General features: G+C 64.2%; 14 protein-coding genes. 6 read left to right on the top strand and 8 right to left on the bottom strand.

Annotated features, from left to right (window positions below; translation table 11 throughout):
- Window positions 1-19 precede the first annotated feature (19 nt).
- From AC5V87_RS25810 to AC5V87_RS25795, 4 genes are read right to left on the bottom strand one after another with little or no spacing between them, the layout of a single operon-like run.
- The gene (locus AC5V87_RS25810) at window positions 20-898 is read right to left on the bottom strand and encodes an ABC transporter permease (protein WP_495368094.1); all 879 of its coding nucleotides are present in this window, start codon (window positions 896-898) and stop codon (window positions 20-22) included.
- Window positions 898-1,857, bottom strand: coding sequence for an ABC transporter permease (locus AC5V87_RS25805; protein ID WP_495368093.1), 960 nt, complete (start codon window positions 1,855-1,857; stop codon window positions 898-900). Before AC5V87_RS25805 ends, AC5V87_RS25810 begins: the two co-directional genes overlap by 1 nt.
- Window positions 1,857-3,143: an ABC transporter substrate-binding protein gene (locus AC5V87_RS25800; RefSeq protein WP_456837777.1), complete on the bottom strand. Its 1,287-nt coding sequence runs from the start codon at window positions 3,141-3,143 to the stop codon at window positions 1,857-1,859. The genes AC5V87_RS25805 and AC5V87_RS25800 overlap by 1 nt, the downstream gene beginning before the upstream one ends.
- Window positions 3,144-3,185: 42 nt before the next feature.
- On the bottom strand, window positions 3,186-4,172 hold the full coding sequence (locus AC5V87_RS25795; RefSeq protein ID WP_495368092.1) for an ABC transporter ATP-binding protein: 987 nt from the start codon (window positions 4,170-4,172) through the stop codon (window positions 3,186-3,188).
- 268 nt (window positions 4,173-4,440) lie between these two features.
- Here AC5V87_RS25795 and AC5V87_RS25790 point away from each other — a divergent pair, with 268 nt between their 5' ends.
- Window positions 4,441-5,148 (top strand): GntR family transcriptional regulator, encoded by a 708-nt coding sequence (locus tag AC5V87_RS25790; RefSeq protein ID WP_495368091.1) that lies wholly within the window; start codon window positions 4,441-4,443, stop codon window positions 5,146-5,148.
- Between the two features lie 18 nt (window positions 5,149-5,166).
- Here the strand turns inward: AC5V87_RS25790 and AC5V87_RS25785 are convergent, their stop codons facing one another.
- A complete protein-coding gene (locus tag AC5V87_RS25785) occupies window positions 5,167-5,376 on the bottom strand; it encodes a hypothetical protein (RefSeq protein WP_456837780.1) in 210 nt (69 codons plus the stop codon).
- Between the two features lie 368 nt (window positions 5,377-5,744).
- On the opposite strand from AC5V87_RS25785, the gene glsA reads away from it, so the two are divergent.
- From glsA to AC5V87_RS25760, 5 genes are all read left to right on the top strand, one after another.
- Window positions 5,745-6,743 (top strand): glutaminase A, encoded by a 999-nt coding sequence (gene glsA, locus AC5V87_RS25780; protein WP_495368090.1) that lies wholly within the window; start codon window positions 5,745-5,747, stop codon window positions 6,741-6,743.
- Between the two features lie 63 nt (window positions 6,744-6,806).
- The gene (locus tag AC5V87_RS25775; protein WP_495368089.1) at window positions 6,807-8,447 is read left to right on the top strand and encodes an MFS transporter; all 1,641 of its coding nucleotides are present in this window, start codon (window positions 6,807-6,809) and stop codon (window positions 8,445-8,447) included.
- A gap of 386 nt (window positions 8,448-8,833) precedes the next feature.
- Window positions 8,834-9,397, top strand: coding sequence for an HdeD family acid-resistance protein (locus AC5V87_RS25770; protein WP_495368088.1), 564 nt, complete (start codon window positions 8,834-8,836; stop codon window positions 9,395-9,397).
- A gap of 25 nt (window positions 9,398-9,422) precedes the next feature.
- Window positions 9,423-10,763 (top strand): metal-dependent hydrolase family protein, encoded by a 1,341-nt coding sequence (locus tag AC5V87_RS25765; protein ID WP_495368087.1) that lies wholly within the window; start codon window positions 9,423-9,425, stop codon window positions 10,761-10,763.
- A 449-nt stretch (window positions 10,764-11,212) separates the two neighbouring features.
- Window positions 11,213-12,976: a CYTH and CHAD domain-containing protein gene (locus AC5V87_RS25760; protein ID WP_495368086.1), complete on the top strand. Its 1,764-nt coding sequence runs from the start codon at window positions 11,213-11,215 to the stop codon at window positions 12,974-12,976.
- A 116-nt stretch (window positions 12,977-13,092) separates the two neighbouring features.
- Here AC5V87_RS25760 and AC5V87_RS25755 read toward each other — a convergent pair whose 3' ends face one another.
- The 3 genes from AC5V87_RS25755 to AC5V87_RS25745 form a co-directional block, all read right to left on the bottom strand.
- A complete protein-coding gene (locus AC5V87_RS25755; protein ID WP_495368085.1) occupies window positions 13,093-13,716 on the bottom strand; it encodes a transglutaminase-like cysteine peptidase in 624 nt (207 codons plus the stop codon).
- 320 nt (window positions 13,717-14,036) lie between these two features.
- Window positions 14,037-14,648, bottom strand: a complete 612-nt coding sequence (locus AC5V87_RS25750; protein WP_456837786.1) for a PilZ domain-containing protein — start codon at window positions 14,646-14,648, stop codon at window positions 14,037-14,039.
- A 57-nt stretch (window positions 14,649-14,705) separates the two neighbouring features.
- Entirely contained in the window at window positions 14,706-15,881 is a 1,176-nt protein-coding gene (locus AC5V87_RS25745) for an MFS transporter (protein WP_456837787.1), read from the bottom strand.
- Between the last annotated feature and the right edge of the window lie 38 nt (window positions 15,882-15,919).

The raw sequence follows: 15,919 nt of genomic DNA, 5'->3' as shown, positions 1-15,919 counted from the left end.
CGATCAGACAAGCCCCTTCTCAGACAAGTCCTTTGCCGGCGTCCGAGCCCTTGGCCGCCTGCCGCCTGTTGAGCATGTGGATGGTGCCGAGCGCAAGCGCGATCACCGCGAACGACACCGCCGAGATCACGGTGCCGAGCGCGTAGATATCGGGCTTGGTGACGGTGGTGGTGAGGCCCTGCAGATCGAGCGGCAGCGTGTTCACCGGGCCGATCGCCTGGCTGGAGCGGGCCAGCTCGTCCCAGGACAGCGTGAAGCCGAACAGGCCGATGCCGATCACAGATGGCAGGATGATCGGCAGCACGACGTAGCGGAAGGTCTGCCACGGCGTCGCGCCGAGATCGCGCGCGGCTTCTTCGAGGCGCGGGTCGAAGCGGTTGAAGATTGCGAACATGATGAGCAGGCCGAACGGCAGCGTCCAGGTCAGGTGCGCGCCGAGGCCCGAGGTGAGCAGGCCCATCGAGGTTTCGAAATTCTCGTTCCAATGCGCCTTGATCAGATCGTCGATGATGCGGAATTCCAGGGAGATGCCGAGCGAGGTGATGATCGAGGGCACGATGAGGCTCGCGATCGCCGAATAGAACAAGATGCTCTGCGCCCTGAATTTCCTGCGGAACGCCATGCCGGCGGCAACTGACAGCACCACGGTGACGGCCATCACCACGAGGCCCAGCAGCAGCGAGCGGCGGAAGGCGGCGCCGAGATCGACGATGCCGGTGCCCTCGAACAGCTTTGCCAGCCAGAACGTCGAGACGCCGTTCATCGGAAAGGTGAGGCCGCCCTGCGGCCCCTGGAACGACAGCACGTAGATCGCGATCATCGGGCCGTAGAGGAACAGCACATAGGCCGCGAAGAAGATCGCGAGCAGATAGAACGAGCGCGGGCGTCCTTCCTTCATCACAGCTCCTTCCTGATGTCGACGATGCGCGACATCATGGTGATGATCAGGAAAGTGATCGCGAGCAGGATCACGGCATTGGCCGCCGCGGCGGGGAATTGCAGCGCGTTCAGCCGCGTCTCGATGATCTTGCCGGCGGCGGCGATCTGCTGGCCACCCATCACGCCGATAGTGATGAAGTCGCCCATCACGATGGTGATGACGAAGATCGAGCCGATCACGATGCCGGGTTTTGCCAGCGGAATGACGACGTTGACCAGCGTCTGGAATCCGCTAGCGCCGGCATCATAGGCGGCCTCGATCAGCGACTTGTCGATGCGCACCATCGAATTGAAGATCGGCACCACCATGAAGAAGGTGAAGAGGTGGACCAGCGCGAGCACCACGGAGAATTCGGAGAACAGCAGCCATTCCACGGGATGGTTGATCAGACCGGTCTTCATCAGGCCGGTGTTGACGAGACCGTTGCGGCCGAGCAGCGGGATCCATGCGATCATGCGGATCACGTTGGAGGTCCAGAACGGGATGGTGCAGAGCAACGACAATCCCATCTGCCAGGTCTTGGACTTGACGTGGAAGGCGAGGAAGTAGGCGACCCAGAAGCCGATGAAGAGCGTGATCGCCCACACCAGGAAGCACAGCTTCAGCGTCTTCAGATAGGTCTTGCCGATGGTGCAGAGATCGGGAAGCTGCGCGATGCAGCCCTCGAACGTGTCGGTGTAGCCGCGGCCGGAGAAGGCCGGCAGCAGCTGATATTCGTTATAATCCCAGAAAGAGACGATGACGACGAAGACGAGTGGAATGAGGAAGAAGGCGAGAAACACCAGCATCATCGGCCCGGCCTGGAGCCAGGAGACGATGGAGGGCGACAGGCGGGTCGGCTTCGCGGCGCGCGCTGTGCCCGCCCCCGGGATCAAGCCCGGGGACGCCTGTTGCAAAACCTCTTCCGACATATCCATTACGCCGCGATGAACTCGTTCCACTTGCGGACCATGTAGTCGTTCTCGTCCATCACCGCGTTCCAGCACGCGACCGCGCCCATGCGGTCCTCGTAGGAGCCGCCGTCGCGCACCGCGCCGGCCTTTTCAAGCAGCGAGCCGTCGGGCGCCTTGATGTCCTTCTCGGCCGGCTTGCCCTCCATCCAGTACGCCCACTCATACGGCTCCATATGTGCCTTCGCGGTGGAGAGCACGGCGGAGTAATAGCCCTGGCGGTTGAGATAGGCCCCGGCATAGCCGGACAGGAACCAGTTGACGAACTCATAGGCCCAATCGAGCTTCGCGCCCGACACGCCCTTCGACACGCAAAAGCCCGAGGCCCAGGAGCGATAGCCTTCCTTCAGCGGCTGGAAGGTGCAGGCGATCCCCATCGAACGCACCTTCGTCACCGCCGGCGACCACATCGACTGGATGACGGTCTCGCCCGAAGCCATCAGGTTGACGCTCTCGTTGAAGTCCTTCCAGAAGGCGCGGAACTGGCCGGCCTTCTTCGCCTCGGTCATCACCTTCATGGTGAGATCGATCTCTTCCTTGGTCATGTTGCCCTTGTCGGCATATTTGTATTTGCCCGAGGCTTCCACAACCATCGCCGCATCCATGATGCCGATCGATGGGATATTGAGGATCGATGCCTTGCCCTTGAATTCGGGGTTGAGCAACTCGGCCCATGTGCTGATCGGCCGCTTGATCAAATCGGGGCGGATGCCGAGCGTGTCGGCGTTGTAGACGGTCGGGATCAGCGTGACGAACTCGGTCGCCGACGTCGCGAACTTCTTGGAGTCCTTGCCTTCGAGATACAGCACCTTCCAGGGCGCGGTGCCCTGGCCGCCGATCTTCTTGCCGCCGGGCGTTTCGCCCTTGGTGAAGACCGGCGTGATGTTGTCGAATTCCTTGATCTTCTTGGCGTCGAGGGCAAGGATATTGCCCGACGGCACGATCTTCTTCAGCGAGAAATATTCGGTGTCCAGCACGTCGAAGGAGTTCGGCTGGGTCATCACGCGCTTGGTGACGTCGTCGGTGGTCGCGGTGATGTATTCGATCTTGATGCCGGTGTCCTTCAGGCACTGCTTGGAGATGTCGTCGCCCTCGTTCACGGCGGTGCCGAGATAGCGCAGCACTTTCGGCTCGGCCGACATCACATAGGGAAACCCGGTGATCGCGCCGGAGCCGGCGGCAAGGCCGGCGAGACCCGCGCTGCCCTTGAGCAGGGTGCGGCGGCTAAAACCCTTCTTGGTCGTCTCGGTCATGTCAGTCACTCCTCTGTTGCGCATTCCAGTGATCGATCGGCGCTATTGCAGGCGCTGCGCCTTGGCGGGATCCCAGGTGGCCAGCACGCGATCGCCCGGACGGAACGGGTGAACGTCGAAGGCGGCTTCCGGAATGTGGGAGAACAGGGCGGTGCCGTCGTCGAGCGTGAGCGAGACGGCGATGTAGGAGCCTTGGTACTCGGTCTGGGTCAGCAGCGCCGGCGCGCCGAACGCGCCGTCGGCGAACGGCACGATGCCGAGCTGATCGGCGCGCACGGCGATGAGGTTGCCGGCGTCGCTGAGGACGTTGTGGCCGCCAATGAAGCGCGCCACGAATTCGGTGCGGGGATGGTGGAAAATGTCGCGGGCCGAGCCTTGCTGCTCGATCCTGCCGTGGTTCATCACCACGATATGGTCGGCGAGCGCCATCGCCTCCTCCTGGCCGTGGGTGACCTGGATGAAGCTGATGCCGAGCTCGCGCTGCAGCCGCTTCAGCTCGCCCCGCATCTTGACGCGCAGGAACGGGTCGAGCGCGGAGAGCGGCTCGTCGAGCAGCAGGATCTGCGGCTCGGTGATCAGCGCGCGGGCCAGCGCCACTCGCTGCTGCTGGCCGCCGGAGAGCTGCGCCGGCAGCCGGCCTGCATAGGGGCTCATGGCCACGAGCTCGAGCAGCTCGCCGGCGCGCTTGTGCCGCGTCGCCCGGTCGACGCCGCGCATTTTCAGGGCAAACGCCACGTTGTCAAGCACGGTCAGGTGCGGAAACAGCGCGTAGGACTGGAACATCATCGCCGTGCCGCGCTTGGCGGGCTCGAGATCAGTGACGTTCTGCGCGCCCAGAATGATGTCGCCCTCGCTGACCGCCTCGTGGCCCGCGATCATGCGCAGCGTCGAGGTCTTGCCGCAGCCGGAGGGACCGAGCAGGCAGCAATAGGTGCCCGCCGGGATCTTCAGGTTGACGTTGTCGACCGCGAGTGTCGTGTCATAGCGCTTGGTGACGGCGACCAATTCGAGAGCTGCGGGAGTGGCCATGGCGTGTCCAAGGGGAGGGCTTTCCGCCTCTCTCCGCAAGGTCCGTGCCAACAGGTTTCGGTCCGCCAAATCCCAAAAACTGTGCTGCTGAGTCAGATCGTTAGATCGAATCCCGCGCATCCGGTCTGCCTGGCGCGCGCGCAGACACCTGCACACAAAACGGGCGAAGATTGTATAAAGTTTCGCCTGTGATTGGATACAGCTCGTCGACTAACATTTGGGCCCGATATTCGCCGATCGAGCCCTCGAACCCAAGCGCCTCCAACTGATGGCCGCCAAGACCCGCCAAAAATCCGATGCGCCAGATGCGAGCGATCGCGTCAGCCGCATCAGGGCGGGCGTGACTGCGGCTATCCTCGAGCACCGTCTGCTGCCGGGTACGAAGCTCGGCGAGGACGAGATCGGCGAAATCTATGGCGCGAGCCGCACGCTGGTGCGCACCGCGCTGCAACAGCTCGCGCATGAAGGTATCGTCAACATCGAGAAGAATCGCGGCGCCTTCGTCGCGCGGCCAACACCGGCCGATGCCCGCGAAGTGTTCGAGGCACGCCGTCTGATCGAGCCGACGATCGTCGATCGTGCGATCGATGCGGCGTCACCTGTCTGGATCGATCGTCTCCAGCAACATCTCACCGAAGAGCGCGAGGCCGAGCTGCGCGGCGATGCTCGCGCCTCCGTCCGCCTCTCCGGCGAGTTTCACCGTCTCATTGCCGAGATGAGCGGCCACAGCATCTATCTCGGATTCCTGAAGGAGCTGATCGCGCGCTCCTCGCTCATCATCCTGCTCTACCGCCGCCACGACACGCCGGCCTGCGGCACCGATCATCACGCCGAAATCGTCGCCGCGATCCGCAAGCGCGACAAGCAGGCTGCGCGTGCGCAGATGCTGTCGCATCTGAACGAGATCGAAGCCGAGCTGTTTTTAAAGGATCCCGCCGCCGACGAGCTGCGGCTCGCCGACGTTCTGGGTGCATAAGCGAACCGCGCCGGCCGGCTATGGCAGCGACGATCCGTCGTTTCGCCTGACGATCTTCAGCACCAGCAAGACAGCGCCCAGCACCAGGAAGAGAACGCCGACGAAAGTCGTTCCACTGGATTCAAAGGTCACGCCGACCGCGGTCAGCAGGCATCCGATGATGATTGCGAAGAGTCCGCCGAGCTTCTTGACCAGCAGAATGTGTCCGTCACTCGTTTGCGCCACCATGTCACGCCTCGTCGTTCAGATCTCGCCCCTCGCTTTCAAGCCGTTGTCCCGCCCATCCCCGCGGGATCATGGCCGCGATCGTACTCTAGCGTGGCGTGGTTGCAATCTTTCGTTGACCGCATCTGCCGCGCGAACGGTTGCCATTTGACTTGAAGTCGATGCAAGCGGGGCAGCCCTGCTTACCAGAGAATAATCATCTCCTATCGTACGAGATGGCTGAAGTGCTAAATCGCCCTTCGGTTGTAAATTGACTCGATGCGGAGTCTGCGCGCAAAGTGATCGTGCGTATCGAGCTCTAGAACGGACCTGACGTTGAGCTCTTCAGCTGAAGGCGTCTTCGGTTGAAGTCCGTTCTGCGGAGTGGTGCGATGGCGTTGCGTTCGGTCGCCGATCAACGAGAACCGGCTTACGTATCGACGGGCCATCTGCCTGGACCGGACTTGGTGCAGGCGCTCGTGGACGACGCGCAGCGACGGTTCAAATCAAATCGCGACGGCAACAATTCGCAGGTCTATCCAGCGCTCGCCCGGGTTCCGAGCGAGCTGTTCGGCGTCTGTGTCGTTGGAACCAGCGGGCGCGTCTACGGCGCCGGCGACGTCGATTACGAATTCACCATCATGAGCGTATCAAAACCGTTCCTGTTCGCGCTGGTCTGCGAGGCAATCGGGCCCGAAGAGGCGCGCGCCAAGCTTGGCGCCAATGCGACCGGGCTTCCCTTCAACTCACTCACCGCGATCGAGCAGGGCAGCGGCCGCACCAACCCAATGGTGAATGCGGGAGCGATTGCGACAACCAGCCTCGCGCCGGGCACGACTGCGGAAGCGCGCTGGAGGTTTATCCATGACGGGCTCTCGCGTTTTGCCGGCCGCAAGCTCCCGCTTAACGAGGAGGTCTACGCGTCAGCGTCGCAGACCAATTTCCGCAACCGCAGCATTGCGCGGCTGTTGGAGAGCTATGACCGCATCTATTGCGACGCAAAGGAAGCGACCGATCTCTACACGCGTCAGTGTTCGCTCAACGTCAGTGCCCGTGACCTTGCCGTGATGGGCGCGACGCTCGCCGACGGCGGCGTCAATCCCGTCACCAGGCAGCGCGTGGTCGATGCATCGGTGTGCCACTACGCGCTCGCCGTCATGATCACCGCCGGGCTCTACGAGACGTCTGGCGACTGGCTCTACGACATCGGGCTGCCCGGAAAGAGCGGGATCGGGGGCGGCATCGTCGCCGTGTCGCCCGGCAAGGGCGGTTTCGGCACTTTTGCGCCGCCGCTCGATGCCGCCGGCAACAGTGTGCGGGGACAGCTGGCCGCAAAATTCCTGTCGCAGCGGCTGGGGATGGATTTGTTGGTATCGCAACCGGAACAATGAATGGTCAAAGGGATCGGCGGCTCTTGCCGACCGATCGCAACACTGATCAAGCCGGAGGACGCCATGGTCACGCAGACAATGTCGATCGGCGGCATTCACCAGGAAGAGCGCGCGTCCTGGATTCCCATGATCGCGATCGCGCTGGGGCAGATGATCATGTCGTACAATGTCGCGTCGCTGCCTGTGGCGATGGGCGGCATGGTCGCAAGCTTCGGAGTTCCGCCGACCACGGTCGCGACCGGGATCGTGGCCTACTCGATGCTGGTCGCGGGTTTCGTGATGCTCGGCGCCAAGCTCGCCCAGCGTTTCGGCGCGTTGCAGGTGTTCCGCGTCGCGGTCGTGCTGTTTTTCATTTCGCAGCTGATGATGACGTTCAGCCCGTCCGCTTCCGTCATGATCGCGGCGCAGGCACTCTGCGGCGCCGCAGGATCGGTGATCGTGCCCTCGCTGGTTGCGCTGATTGCCGAGAATTATGCTGGCAAGCAGCAGGCAACCGCACTTGGTGCGCTTGGTTCGGCACGTGCGGCCGCCGGCGTCCTTGCTTTCATCATCGGCGGCGTGCTGGGGACCTATATCGGCTGGCGGCCGGCGTTCGGTATCCTGATTGCAGCGTCCGCCATTGTGTTCCTGCTGAGCTTCCGTCTCAAGCCCGATCATGGCCGGCCCGATGTGGAGATCGATCTCGTCGGCGTCCTGCTCGCCGCCAGTGCGATCGTCCTCATCAGTTTCGGCTTCAACAATCTGAACGGATGGGGCCTTGCCGTTGCGACGGCGAACGCGCCGTTCGATCTGCTCGGCCTTTCGCCCGCGCCGGTGATGATCGTGCTCGGCATCGTGCTGGGCCAGGCATTCCTGATGTGGACGCACCGGCGGCAGGCGGCCGGCAGGACACCGCTGTTGGCGCTAGCGGTGATCGACTCTCCCGAAGAACGCTGCGCCGTCTATGCGCTGTTCGCGGTGGTGGCGCTCGAGGCCGCCTTGAACTTCACCGTGCCGCTCTACATCCAGATCGTGCAGGGACGCACGCCGCTCGCCACTGCGATCGCGATGATGCCGTTCAACCTCACCGTCTTCTTCGCCGCGATGCTGATCGTCAATGTCTACGACCGGCTGACGCCGCGCCAGATCGGCCGCTACGGCTTTGTCTTCTGCACCGTCGGGCTGGCCTGGCTCGCGTTCGTGGTGCGTAACGACTGGAGCGAGGTTCCGGTGCTGTTCGGGCTGGTCCTGTTCGGCATCGGCCAGGGCTCGCTCGTGACGTTGTTGTTCAACGTCCTAGTGACGTCATCGCCGAAGATACTCGCCGGCGACGTCGGGTCCCTGCGCGGGACGACGCAGAACCTGGCCTCTGCGGTTGGAACGGCCGTTGCGGGTGCGCTGATGGTCGGTCTGCTCAGCACGATCGCGCTCGGCAGGATCACGGCGAGCCCGGTGCTGACGCCCGAGCTCCAGGCCCAGGTCGATCTCGACAACATCACCTTCGTCAGCAACGACCGCCTGCGCAGCGTTCTGGAACGCACCAACGGCTCGCCGCAACAGGTCGCCGAAGCCGTACGCATCAATACCGACGCGAGGCTGCGCGCGCTGAAGATCGGGCTGCTCATCATGGCGGGCCTCGCCCTGATCGCGATCATCCCGGCCGGCCGGCTTCCGCATTATCTGCCGGGCGAGATTCCGAATGATGAATCCGCTGCAAAGACGTGAGTTCGTGGGCAGGAGGCTTGGTGAAGGAGAGCCCGATGAATGAAATGGATCGCCGCGCTGCACTGCGCACGCTGTTCGGCGGCGTGATCCTTGCAGGCGCGGGCGCGAGCCTGTGGTCAGGGGATGCTGCGGCTCTGCCTGAGGCCTCACCGACCGACCGTCCAGCCCCGGGCCGGCGTGATCCTGCCGGCCAGATCTATGCGCAGGATGCCCGTCCGTTGCCGGACACGGTCAACCGCCCATCGCATCGTCCACCACACCGACCGCCGCACCGTCCACCATATCGGCCGCCGCCGCGGCATCGCAAGCGGCGGCGCTGGGTATGCTGGTGGCATCGTGGACGCCGGCATTGTGGCTGGCGTTGGCGTTAATCGAGGGAGGACGTCATGACGACTTACGACCATAGCACGCCGATGGGCTCAACCGGCCTACCGCAACCATCCCGCTGGGTGTGCGTCCTGCTGGGTCTCTTCATGGTGTTCGCGGGACTGATGGTGCTGGGCGACGTTGCGTTCTTCACCGTGGTCAGCGCGCTCTTCATCGGCTGGATGGCGATCGCGACCGGCGCCTTCGAGATCTTCCACGCATTCTGGACCAAGGGCTGGGGCGGGTTTCTCTGGCAGGTGGTGCTCGGGATTCTCTACATCGCCTTCGGCATCATTCTCGTCAGCCAGCCGCTGACTGGCGTGCTGCTGCTGACCTATGCGCTCGGACTGGCACTCTTCATCTCCGGTGTGGTGCGCATCCTGATCGGATTTGGCCGCTGGCAGCAGGGCGGCGGCATCATGCTGGCGTCCGGTCTGTTTGGCGTGCTTGCGGGCCTCGTCATCCTCACGGGGTTTCCAATGACCGGGCTCTGGGTGCTCGGAATGCTGCTCGGCATCGACCTATTGTCGCACGGCATCGGCTGGCTGACTCTGGCGTGGCGGCCCAAGGCTGCAACGGCGTAGCGGCGTCGACGCGCGGAGATTGACCATGCCGGGATTGGGTATGCTCGCCAGGCTGGCCGTCCTGCTGGCGGCGATTGCTTGCAGCGTGCTGCCCGCAACGGCTCAAGACAATTCCGCCGTCCTGTTCCGCAACATCAGGATTTTTGACGGAAAGAACGCCGCGCTTTCCGCCGCGTCCAATGTCCTCGTCAAAAACGGGACGATCGAGAAGATCGCGACCGCGGACATCGCGGCCACTGGGCAGGTGATCGACGGCGGCGGGCGCGTGCTGATGCCGGGGCTGATCGATGCGCATTGGCACGCGATGCTGGTGCGCCCGACGCCGATGGCCGCGCTCGCAGGCGATATCGGCTACAACAATCTGCTCGCTGCCAGCGAGGCAACTGCAACGCTGATGCGCGGCTTCACCACGATACGCGACATGGGCGGACCGAGCTTCGGCCTGAAGCAGGCCATCGACGAAGACCTGGTCGCCGGCCCGCGCATCTATCCGTCCGGTGCCGTGATCACCATCACCAGCGGACACGGCGACTTCCGGCAGCTCTCCGATCTGCCGCGCACGATCGGCGGCATGCTGAGCCGCATGGAGATGATCGGCGCCAGCATGGTTGCGGACAGTCCGGACGAGGTGCGCGTGCGCGCGCGCGAGCAACTGATGCAGGGCGCCTCGCAGGTCAAGCTCACGGCGGGCGGCGGCGTCGCCTCGCCATTCAGCCCGCTCGACGTCTCGACCTTCACCGAGCCCGAGCTGCGCGCGGCGTTCGAAGCCGCCGACAATTGGGGCACCTACGTTGCGACGCACGCCTACACGCCGGCCGCGATCCAGCGCTCGATCGCGGCCGGCGTGAGATGCATCGAGCACGGTCATCTCATGGACGAGGCGAGTGCAAAACTGATCGCAGAGAAGGGCATCTGGCTCAGCACGCAGCCGTTCCTCGACCTGTCCGGTGCCGCGGCGCTCGGGCCGGCGGAGCAGGACAAGATGCGGCAGGTGGTCGCCGGCACCGACCGCGTCTACGCGCTGGCGAAGAAGTACAAGATCAAGACCGCGTTCGGCACCGACGTCCTGTTCTCACAGGCATTGGCGGAGAAGCAGGGCTCAATGCTCGCTGCACTGACGCGCTGGTACACGCCGGCTGAAGCATTGGCCATGGCGACGTCGGCCAATGCGGAATTGTTGAGCCTCTCGGGCCTGCGCAATCCTTATCCCGGCAAGCTCGGCGTGGTGGAGGAGGGCGCACTCGCCGATCTCCTGCTCGTCGACGGCAATCCGCTCGACAGCATCGCGCTCGTCGAAGATCCCGCGAAGAATTTTGTCGTGATCATGAAGGGCGGCCGGATCTACAAGAACAGTCTTGCACATTGACGCGCATGGCGCATCGCGGCCTTGCGACATTGGAGCGCTTCTAGTTGCGATCGTCGGGTGCCGGCTTCTTGCGCGGCGAGGCCGACGCAATCTCCGGGATTGCAGGCGGCCTCGCAGGGCTTGTCACAATTTCGGGCCGGTCATCGGATGCGTGACTTCTAAGCGTCTCCAGAACCAGGAAGAATTTCTCGGCTAGCATTGAGTCAAGCTCGCTGACGCGTTCATCTCGCTTTCGAGAGTGACGAGATTCGCCATCAATTCGATCACTTGCCGGGTCGCACGGCAATTTAATTCGTGGGCGTCAAGCCGATTGTGACAAGCTTTGCCTGATTTTTGAGTCCTGAACGTCGTGTGGACGATCATGCGCTGCAGCGTAACGTTACTATTCCTCGCGCACGGCACCCGCTATATGCTGACGTTCTGTCATCGAACTGTCATGTCATCGTAAAATGCTAAAGTCAGACGCAACGCCGGCCCGCAAGACTCCGGGCGCGCCGGACGGGAATCCTGTTCCAAAGGACAACAAGAGAACGCTAGTCGTCGCCGGCTTCCACGGCCAGATTGATCCGGCCGAGCGGGGCGCGGATTCAGAGACCGTCGAGGGCGCCGTGAGTGATCAGACGCCGCCGCTGGATGCGCCGCCCGCGCCGGAACCAGCCCAATCGACTGTCGCCGCGCGCGCCGCGGGCGAGATCGAGCTCAAGCTTCTCGTCGATGCAGAGCGCATGGCGCATTTCAATGCCGCGCCGATCATCGCGAGCAACGCGCGCAACAAGGGGACGCGCAAGCATCTCAAATCGGTCTACTACGACACGTCTGAGCGCGCGCTTCGGAAGAGCGGCCTCAGCCTGCGCGTGCGCCAGAACGGCGCGCGTTTCGTGCAGACCGTGAAGACCGACGCTGCGGACGATCCGCTGCGCCGCGGCGAATGGGAGGCGAGCGTTCCCTCGCTCGCGCCGGATCTCGCTCTGGCGATGCCCTTCATTCCGGAGAAGCTCCGCGGACAGCTCGAGACGCAGCCGCTCGAAGCCGTCTTCGCGGCCGACATCCATCGCCACGCACGGATCATCGACCTGCCGTCCGGTACGGTCGAGATCGCCTTCGACCAGGGCGAGCTGATCGCCGGCGAGCGATCGCTGCCGGTGAGCGAGATCGAGCTTGAACTCAAGAGCGGCAGCGCCAGCACGATCTACGAGATCGCACTGCGTCTTGCGGAGCACGGGGCTGTGAAGCCGTCGATCCGGAGCAAGTCGGCGCGCGGCTTCGACCTTGCCGCCGGCAGGCCGCCGTCGGCACGCCGGCCGCGCAAGCTTCAGCTCGACCCGGCGGTGACGCTCGACGAGGCCTTCGAGACCATCCTGCGCTCCTGCTTCCACCATTTGCTGCAATCGCTGCCGGCGGCCGAGGATGGCCGCAATCCGGAAGGCGTGCATCAGCTCCGCGTCTCGCTGCGGCGGCTTCGCTCGGCGCTCGATCTGATGCGATCGGTCGGCGCGCTCAGCAATCTCGATGTGCTGCGCTCGGAGTCCAAATGGCTGGCGCAGAACCTGTCCGCCGCGCGCGACTGGGACGTGTTCCAGCTCGACACCTTGCCGACGATCGCGGCGGCTTGCCCGGCGGTCGCGGGTTTCGAAACGCTGGGGCGGGCCGCGGCCAGGCGCCAGTCCGAGGCCTATCGCAAGGCGCATCGCGCGCTCGGCGATCGCCGCTGCGCGCTGTTCCTGATCGGCCTCGGCGGCTGGATCGAGACGCGGGGCTGGCGCAACGACGTCGCCGCCGAAGATCTCGGCCAGCTCGCCGGGCCCGCGGTCAATTTCGCGCAGCGCATCCTGTCGGAGCAGCACGCCAAGGTGCTGAGGCGCGGCCGACGCTTCAAGTCGCTGTCGGCCGAGCAGGTGCACCGGGTGCGGCTCGCGGCCAAGCGTCTGCGCTATCTCAGCGAGTTCCTGCTGCCGCTGTTTGCCGATCGCAAATCCGCAAGACGCTACTCGCGCCGGCTCGCCGGCCTGCAGGAGGAGCTCGGCGCCTTCAACGACATGGCGGTCACGGCCTCGCTGCTCGAAGGGCTCGGTGGCGACTCCCCCGAGGGTGCCATAGCGGCTGCCGCGATCGCCGGCTGGCAGGCGCGCGCCTCGGTCGGCGTGCAGCCCACCTTGCAAAGCACGTGGCGCGATTTCACTGCCGCGCGCGTGCCGTGGGCATCGCAGGACTGATCGCATCCCAAGAAAAGATGCGCCCAGCCATTGGGGGATGGCTGGGCGCGCGCGAACCGGTCTGGGACGGGGAGGGGTGGGGATGTGACCGGGTCGCGTAACTCGTTGTCTCGTTCCTAATCTCGTGCGCTGGCGGTGGAGACCGCCGGCCTGGTATCGCCCAGCGAGACCCAGACGTTGGGATCGCTCTGCGACTGGCGTTTGACGAAGCGGTAGCCGGTCTCCGTCCAGGCGACTACGTTCTCGTTCTGGTTGTCGAGAACGAACTCGCCCTTGTCGGTCTTCACCGTCAGCACCGCGTGGCCTTCGCCCTTCTTGTCGCGCACGACGGTGATGAGCAGGGCCTCGCGCGGCCATCCGGCATCCATCAGCATCTTGCGCTTCAACAGCACGTAGTCTTCACAGTCGCCGTAGCCGTCCGTTGGCAGCGACCACTTTTCGATCACGCCCCAGTGCTCCTGGTCGGTCAAAGGCTTCACGGTCTCGTTGACCCAGCGATTGACCTTGACGAGGTCGCGCCATGCCGTCTGCGACATCACGATATCGCGCGGCTGCGTCGGCCCGCCCTGGCACTGCGCGGCATTATCCGCACAGAACTCGACCCAGCCGATCGGCGCACGCGTGGTGTCGCCGAGGCTCGCGTAGAGCAGACGGCCTTCGCCGGCCTGCGCTGCCGCGTTGATCCCGAAGAGCATGGCGGCGACCGCCAGCCCTTTCCCCTGTCCCCTGAAGTCGAACATCGTGGCCCCCGTTTCTTGTTGGAACCACATTTCGCATGGAGCTTTTGAGTTGCCGCTAAGTCGACCAAGTCAAGTCGAGATGAATGCAAGTAAAACTGCGGGCGAATTTGATCTATACTTGAATCGATTTCGAATAAAGTTTGAGAATATTGCAATTGATTCAAATTTTAGCGGTTAACGCGGAAACGCTGACGGAACTACCGTTTCCGCGCGCCCGCGCGCCGGCGTTAACCCGGTCACGGCGCACGAAAAAGGCGGCGTCCGCATCGCGGAGGCCGCCTCTTGGGCTGGAAAAACAGTGGTTTTGCTGCGCTCGCGCTTTACCGCGCGGTAACGCTCTCTTCGAGTGTCTCGGCCGGTTGCTCGTGCATGAACTCCAGCGCGAAGCCGTCTTCGAGGTTGCGGACCACACGGCCCTGGACCCGGCCGAGGAAAACCGTCGATCTCAGCGGTGGCCGGTTCTCCGCCGCAATGGCAGCACCGGACAAAGACAGGTCGATGATGCGGCAGGTCATCTTGGTGCCGTCCTCGAGCGTCAGCACCGCGATTGGGTTGCGCGGCACGATACGGTCGTGGCGGCGGTCCTCGGGCAAATTGAGGATGTCGCGGTTGGCGAGCCAGGTCAGCTGCGCCGCAAGCTTGTCGCGCTTTCGCGGCGTCGCGCCGATCGTCATGGCAAAGCCATTGTCGATGATGCGGGTGATCTTGCCTTCGACGCGGCCGATATGGTCGAGATAGGCGACCACGCGGTCGCCGACATTGCCGATGCCGGGCGCGAGCAGCGCCAGGCCGCCCGGCGACATGTTGATCACCTGGCAGGGGAATTCACGGCGGTCCGGCAGCATGTAGCGGCCGAGCAGGTGAACCTTCACCCGCTGGAAACGCCGACGTTCCTCGGCGGCCGGAAGAAATTTTTTGTTCGCCAACGCCATTTTCACTACCCGACCCCCCGCCTGGCGGAGTCCGGCACGACCCTAAGGTGCATAGGGTTAATGCCGCGTTAGGATCGCGCGGCGATGGCGGACAGACACAATGCGCTCGAAAAGCCACATCAAAGGCGGGCAGGCCAAGACCGTCAGCGCGCCGAGGTCGAGCGCGACCGCGGCGGTGCCGGCCGATTTGGCGAGCCGGCCCGCAATGGCCGGTCCCAGCATCATCGCGGCATAGAACAGAGTGTAGAACACGCCCATCCCGATCGCCCTGGTCTCCGGGGCGAGCACGCGGGCGGCGAGGCTCATGATCGGGCCGGCCGGATGGCCGCCGATCAGGCCGATCAAAACGAGGATGGTGATGACGGCCTCCGACCTCGGCAGCCAAGCCAGCAGCAGGGCCACCATGAGGCTTGCCGCGATCGCCAGTGTAAAGGGTCGCTTGAAGCGGTCGGCCAGATAGCCACCTGTAGGCACCGAGATCACCGACAGCCACATCACCACGCTGATCGCCGAGCCCGCCGCGGCGATGCTCCAGCCGCGCTCGACGAGGAGGGACGGGCCGAACGAGAAGATCATGGCGAAGCCGACATTATAGAGACCCCAGATCGCGCCCGCGACGATCACCGCCAGCAGCGCCAGGGGATCGAGCCGGCCCGAGCCGGCCGGGCCGGCCGTTGCTCCTGGCGGCGGCTGATAGAATGCGATCAGGACAATGCCGATCGCGGTCAGGGCGGCCGCGGCAAGGAATACGCTGCCCGCGCCATAGCCAGTGCCCAGCGCCGGCAATAGCAGCAGCGAGATCCCAACGCCGGCCGGCCAGGAATTGACGAAGATCGCCATGGCGGTCGCGATCTCCTTTCCCGTGAACCAGTCGGTGGCCATCTTGGTGAGCTGCACGGTCAGCAGCACGCCGCCGGCGCCGGAGGCGAGCCGGCCCGCCAACTGCCAGCCCCAGATGTCGGTTGAGGCCATGACGAGGCTGCCCGCCGTCATCAGCACCAGCGCGGCGATCGTCGTGGGTTTGTCGCCGAGCGCCCGGCCAATCGCGCCGCCCGGCAGTGCCAGGACGATGCCGGGTGTGAAATAGAGCCCGATCAGGATGCCGATGTCGGCGATGCCAACGCCAAAGCTTTGTTGCAGCAGCGGCGCGACCGCGGCCACGCTCTGGAATTGGAACGCGATGGTGAGGCGAACCAGGAACAGGATCGCAAGAATGCCCCAGCGATTGCGCAACGCCTCGTCTCCCCGTGTCCCTCCGCCGAGCGTGCGGT

The sequence above is a fragment of the Bradyrhizobium sp. SOJA106 genome (assembly GCF_059448745.1).
The sequence above is the reverse complement of the archived record's forward strand: the minus strand, read 5'-3'. Positions and strand labels throughout refer to the sequence as shown.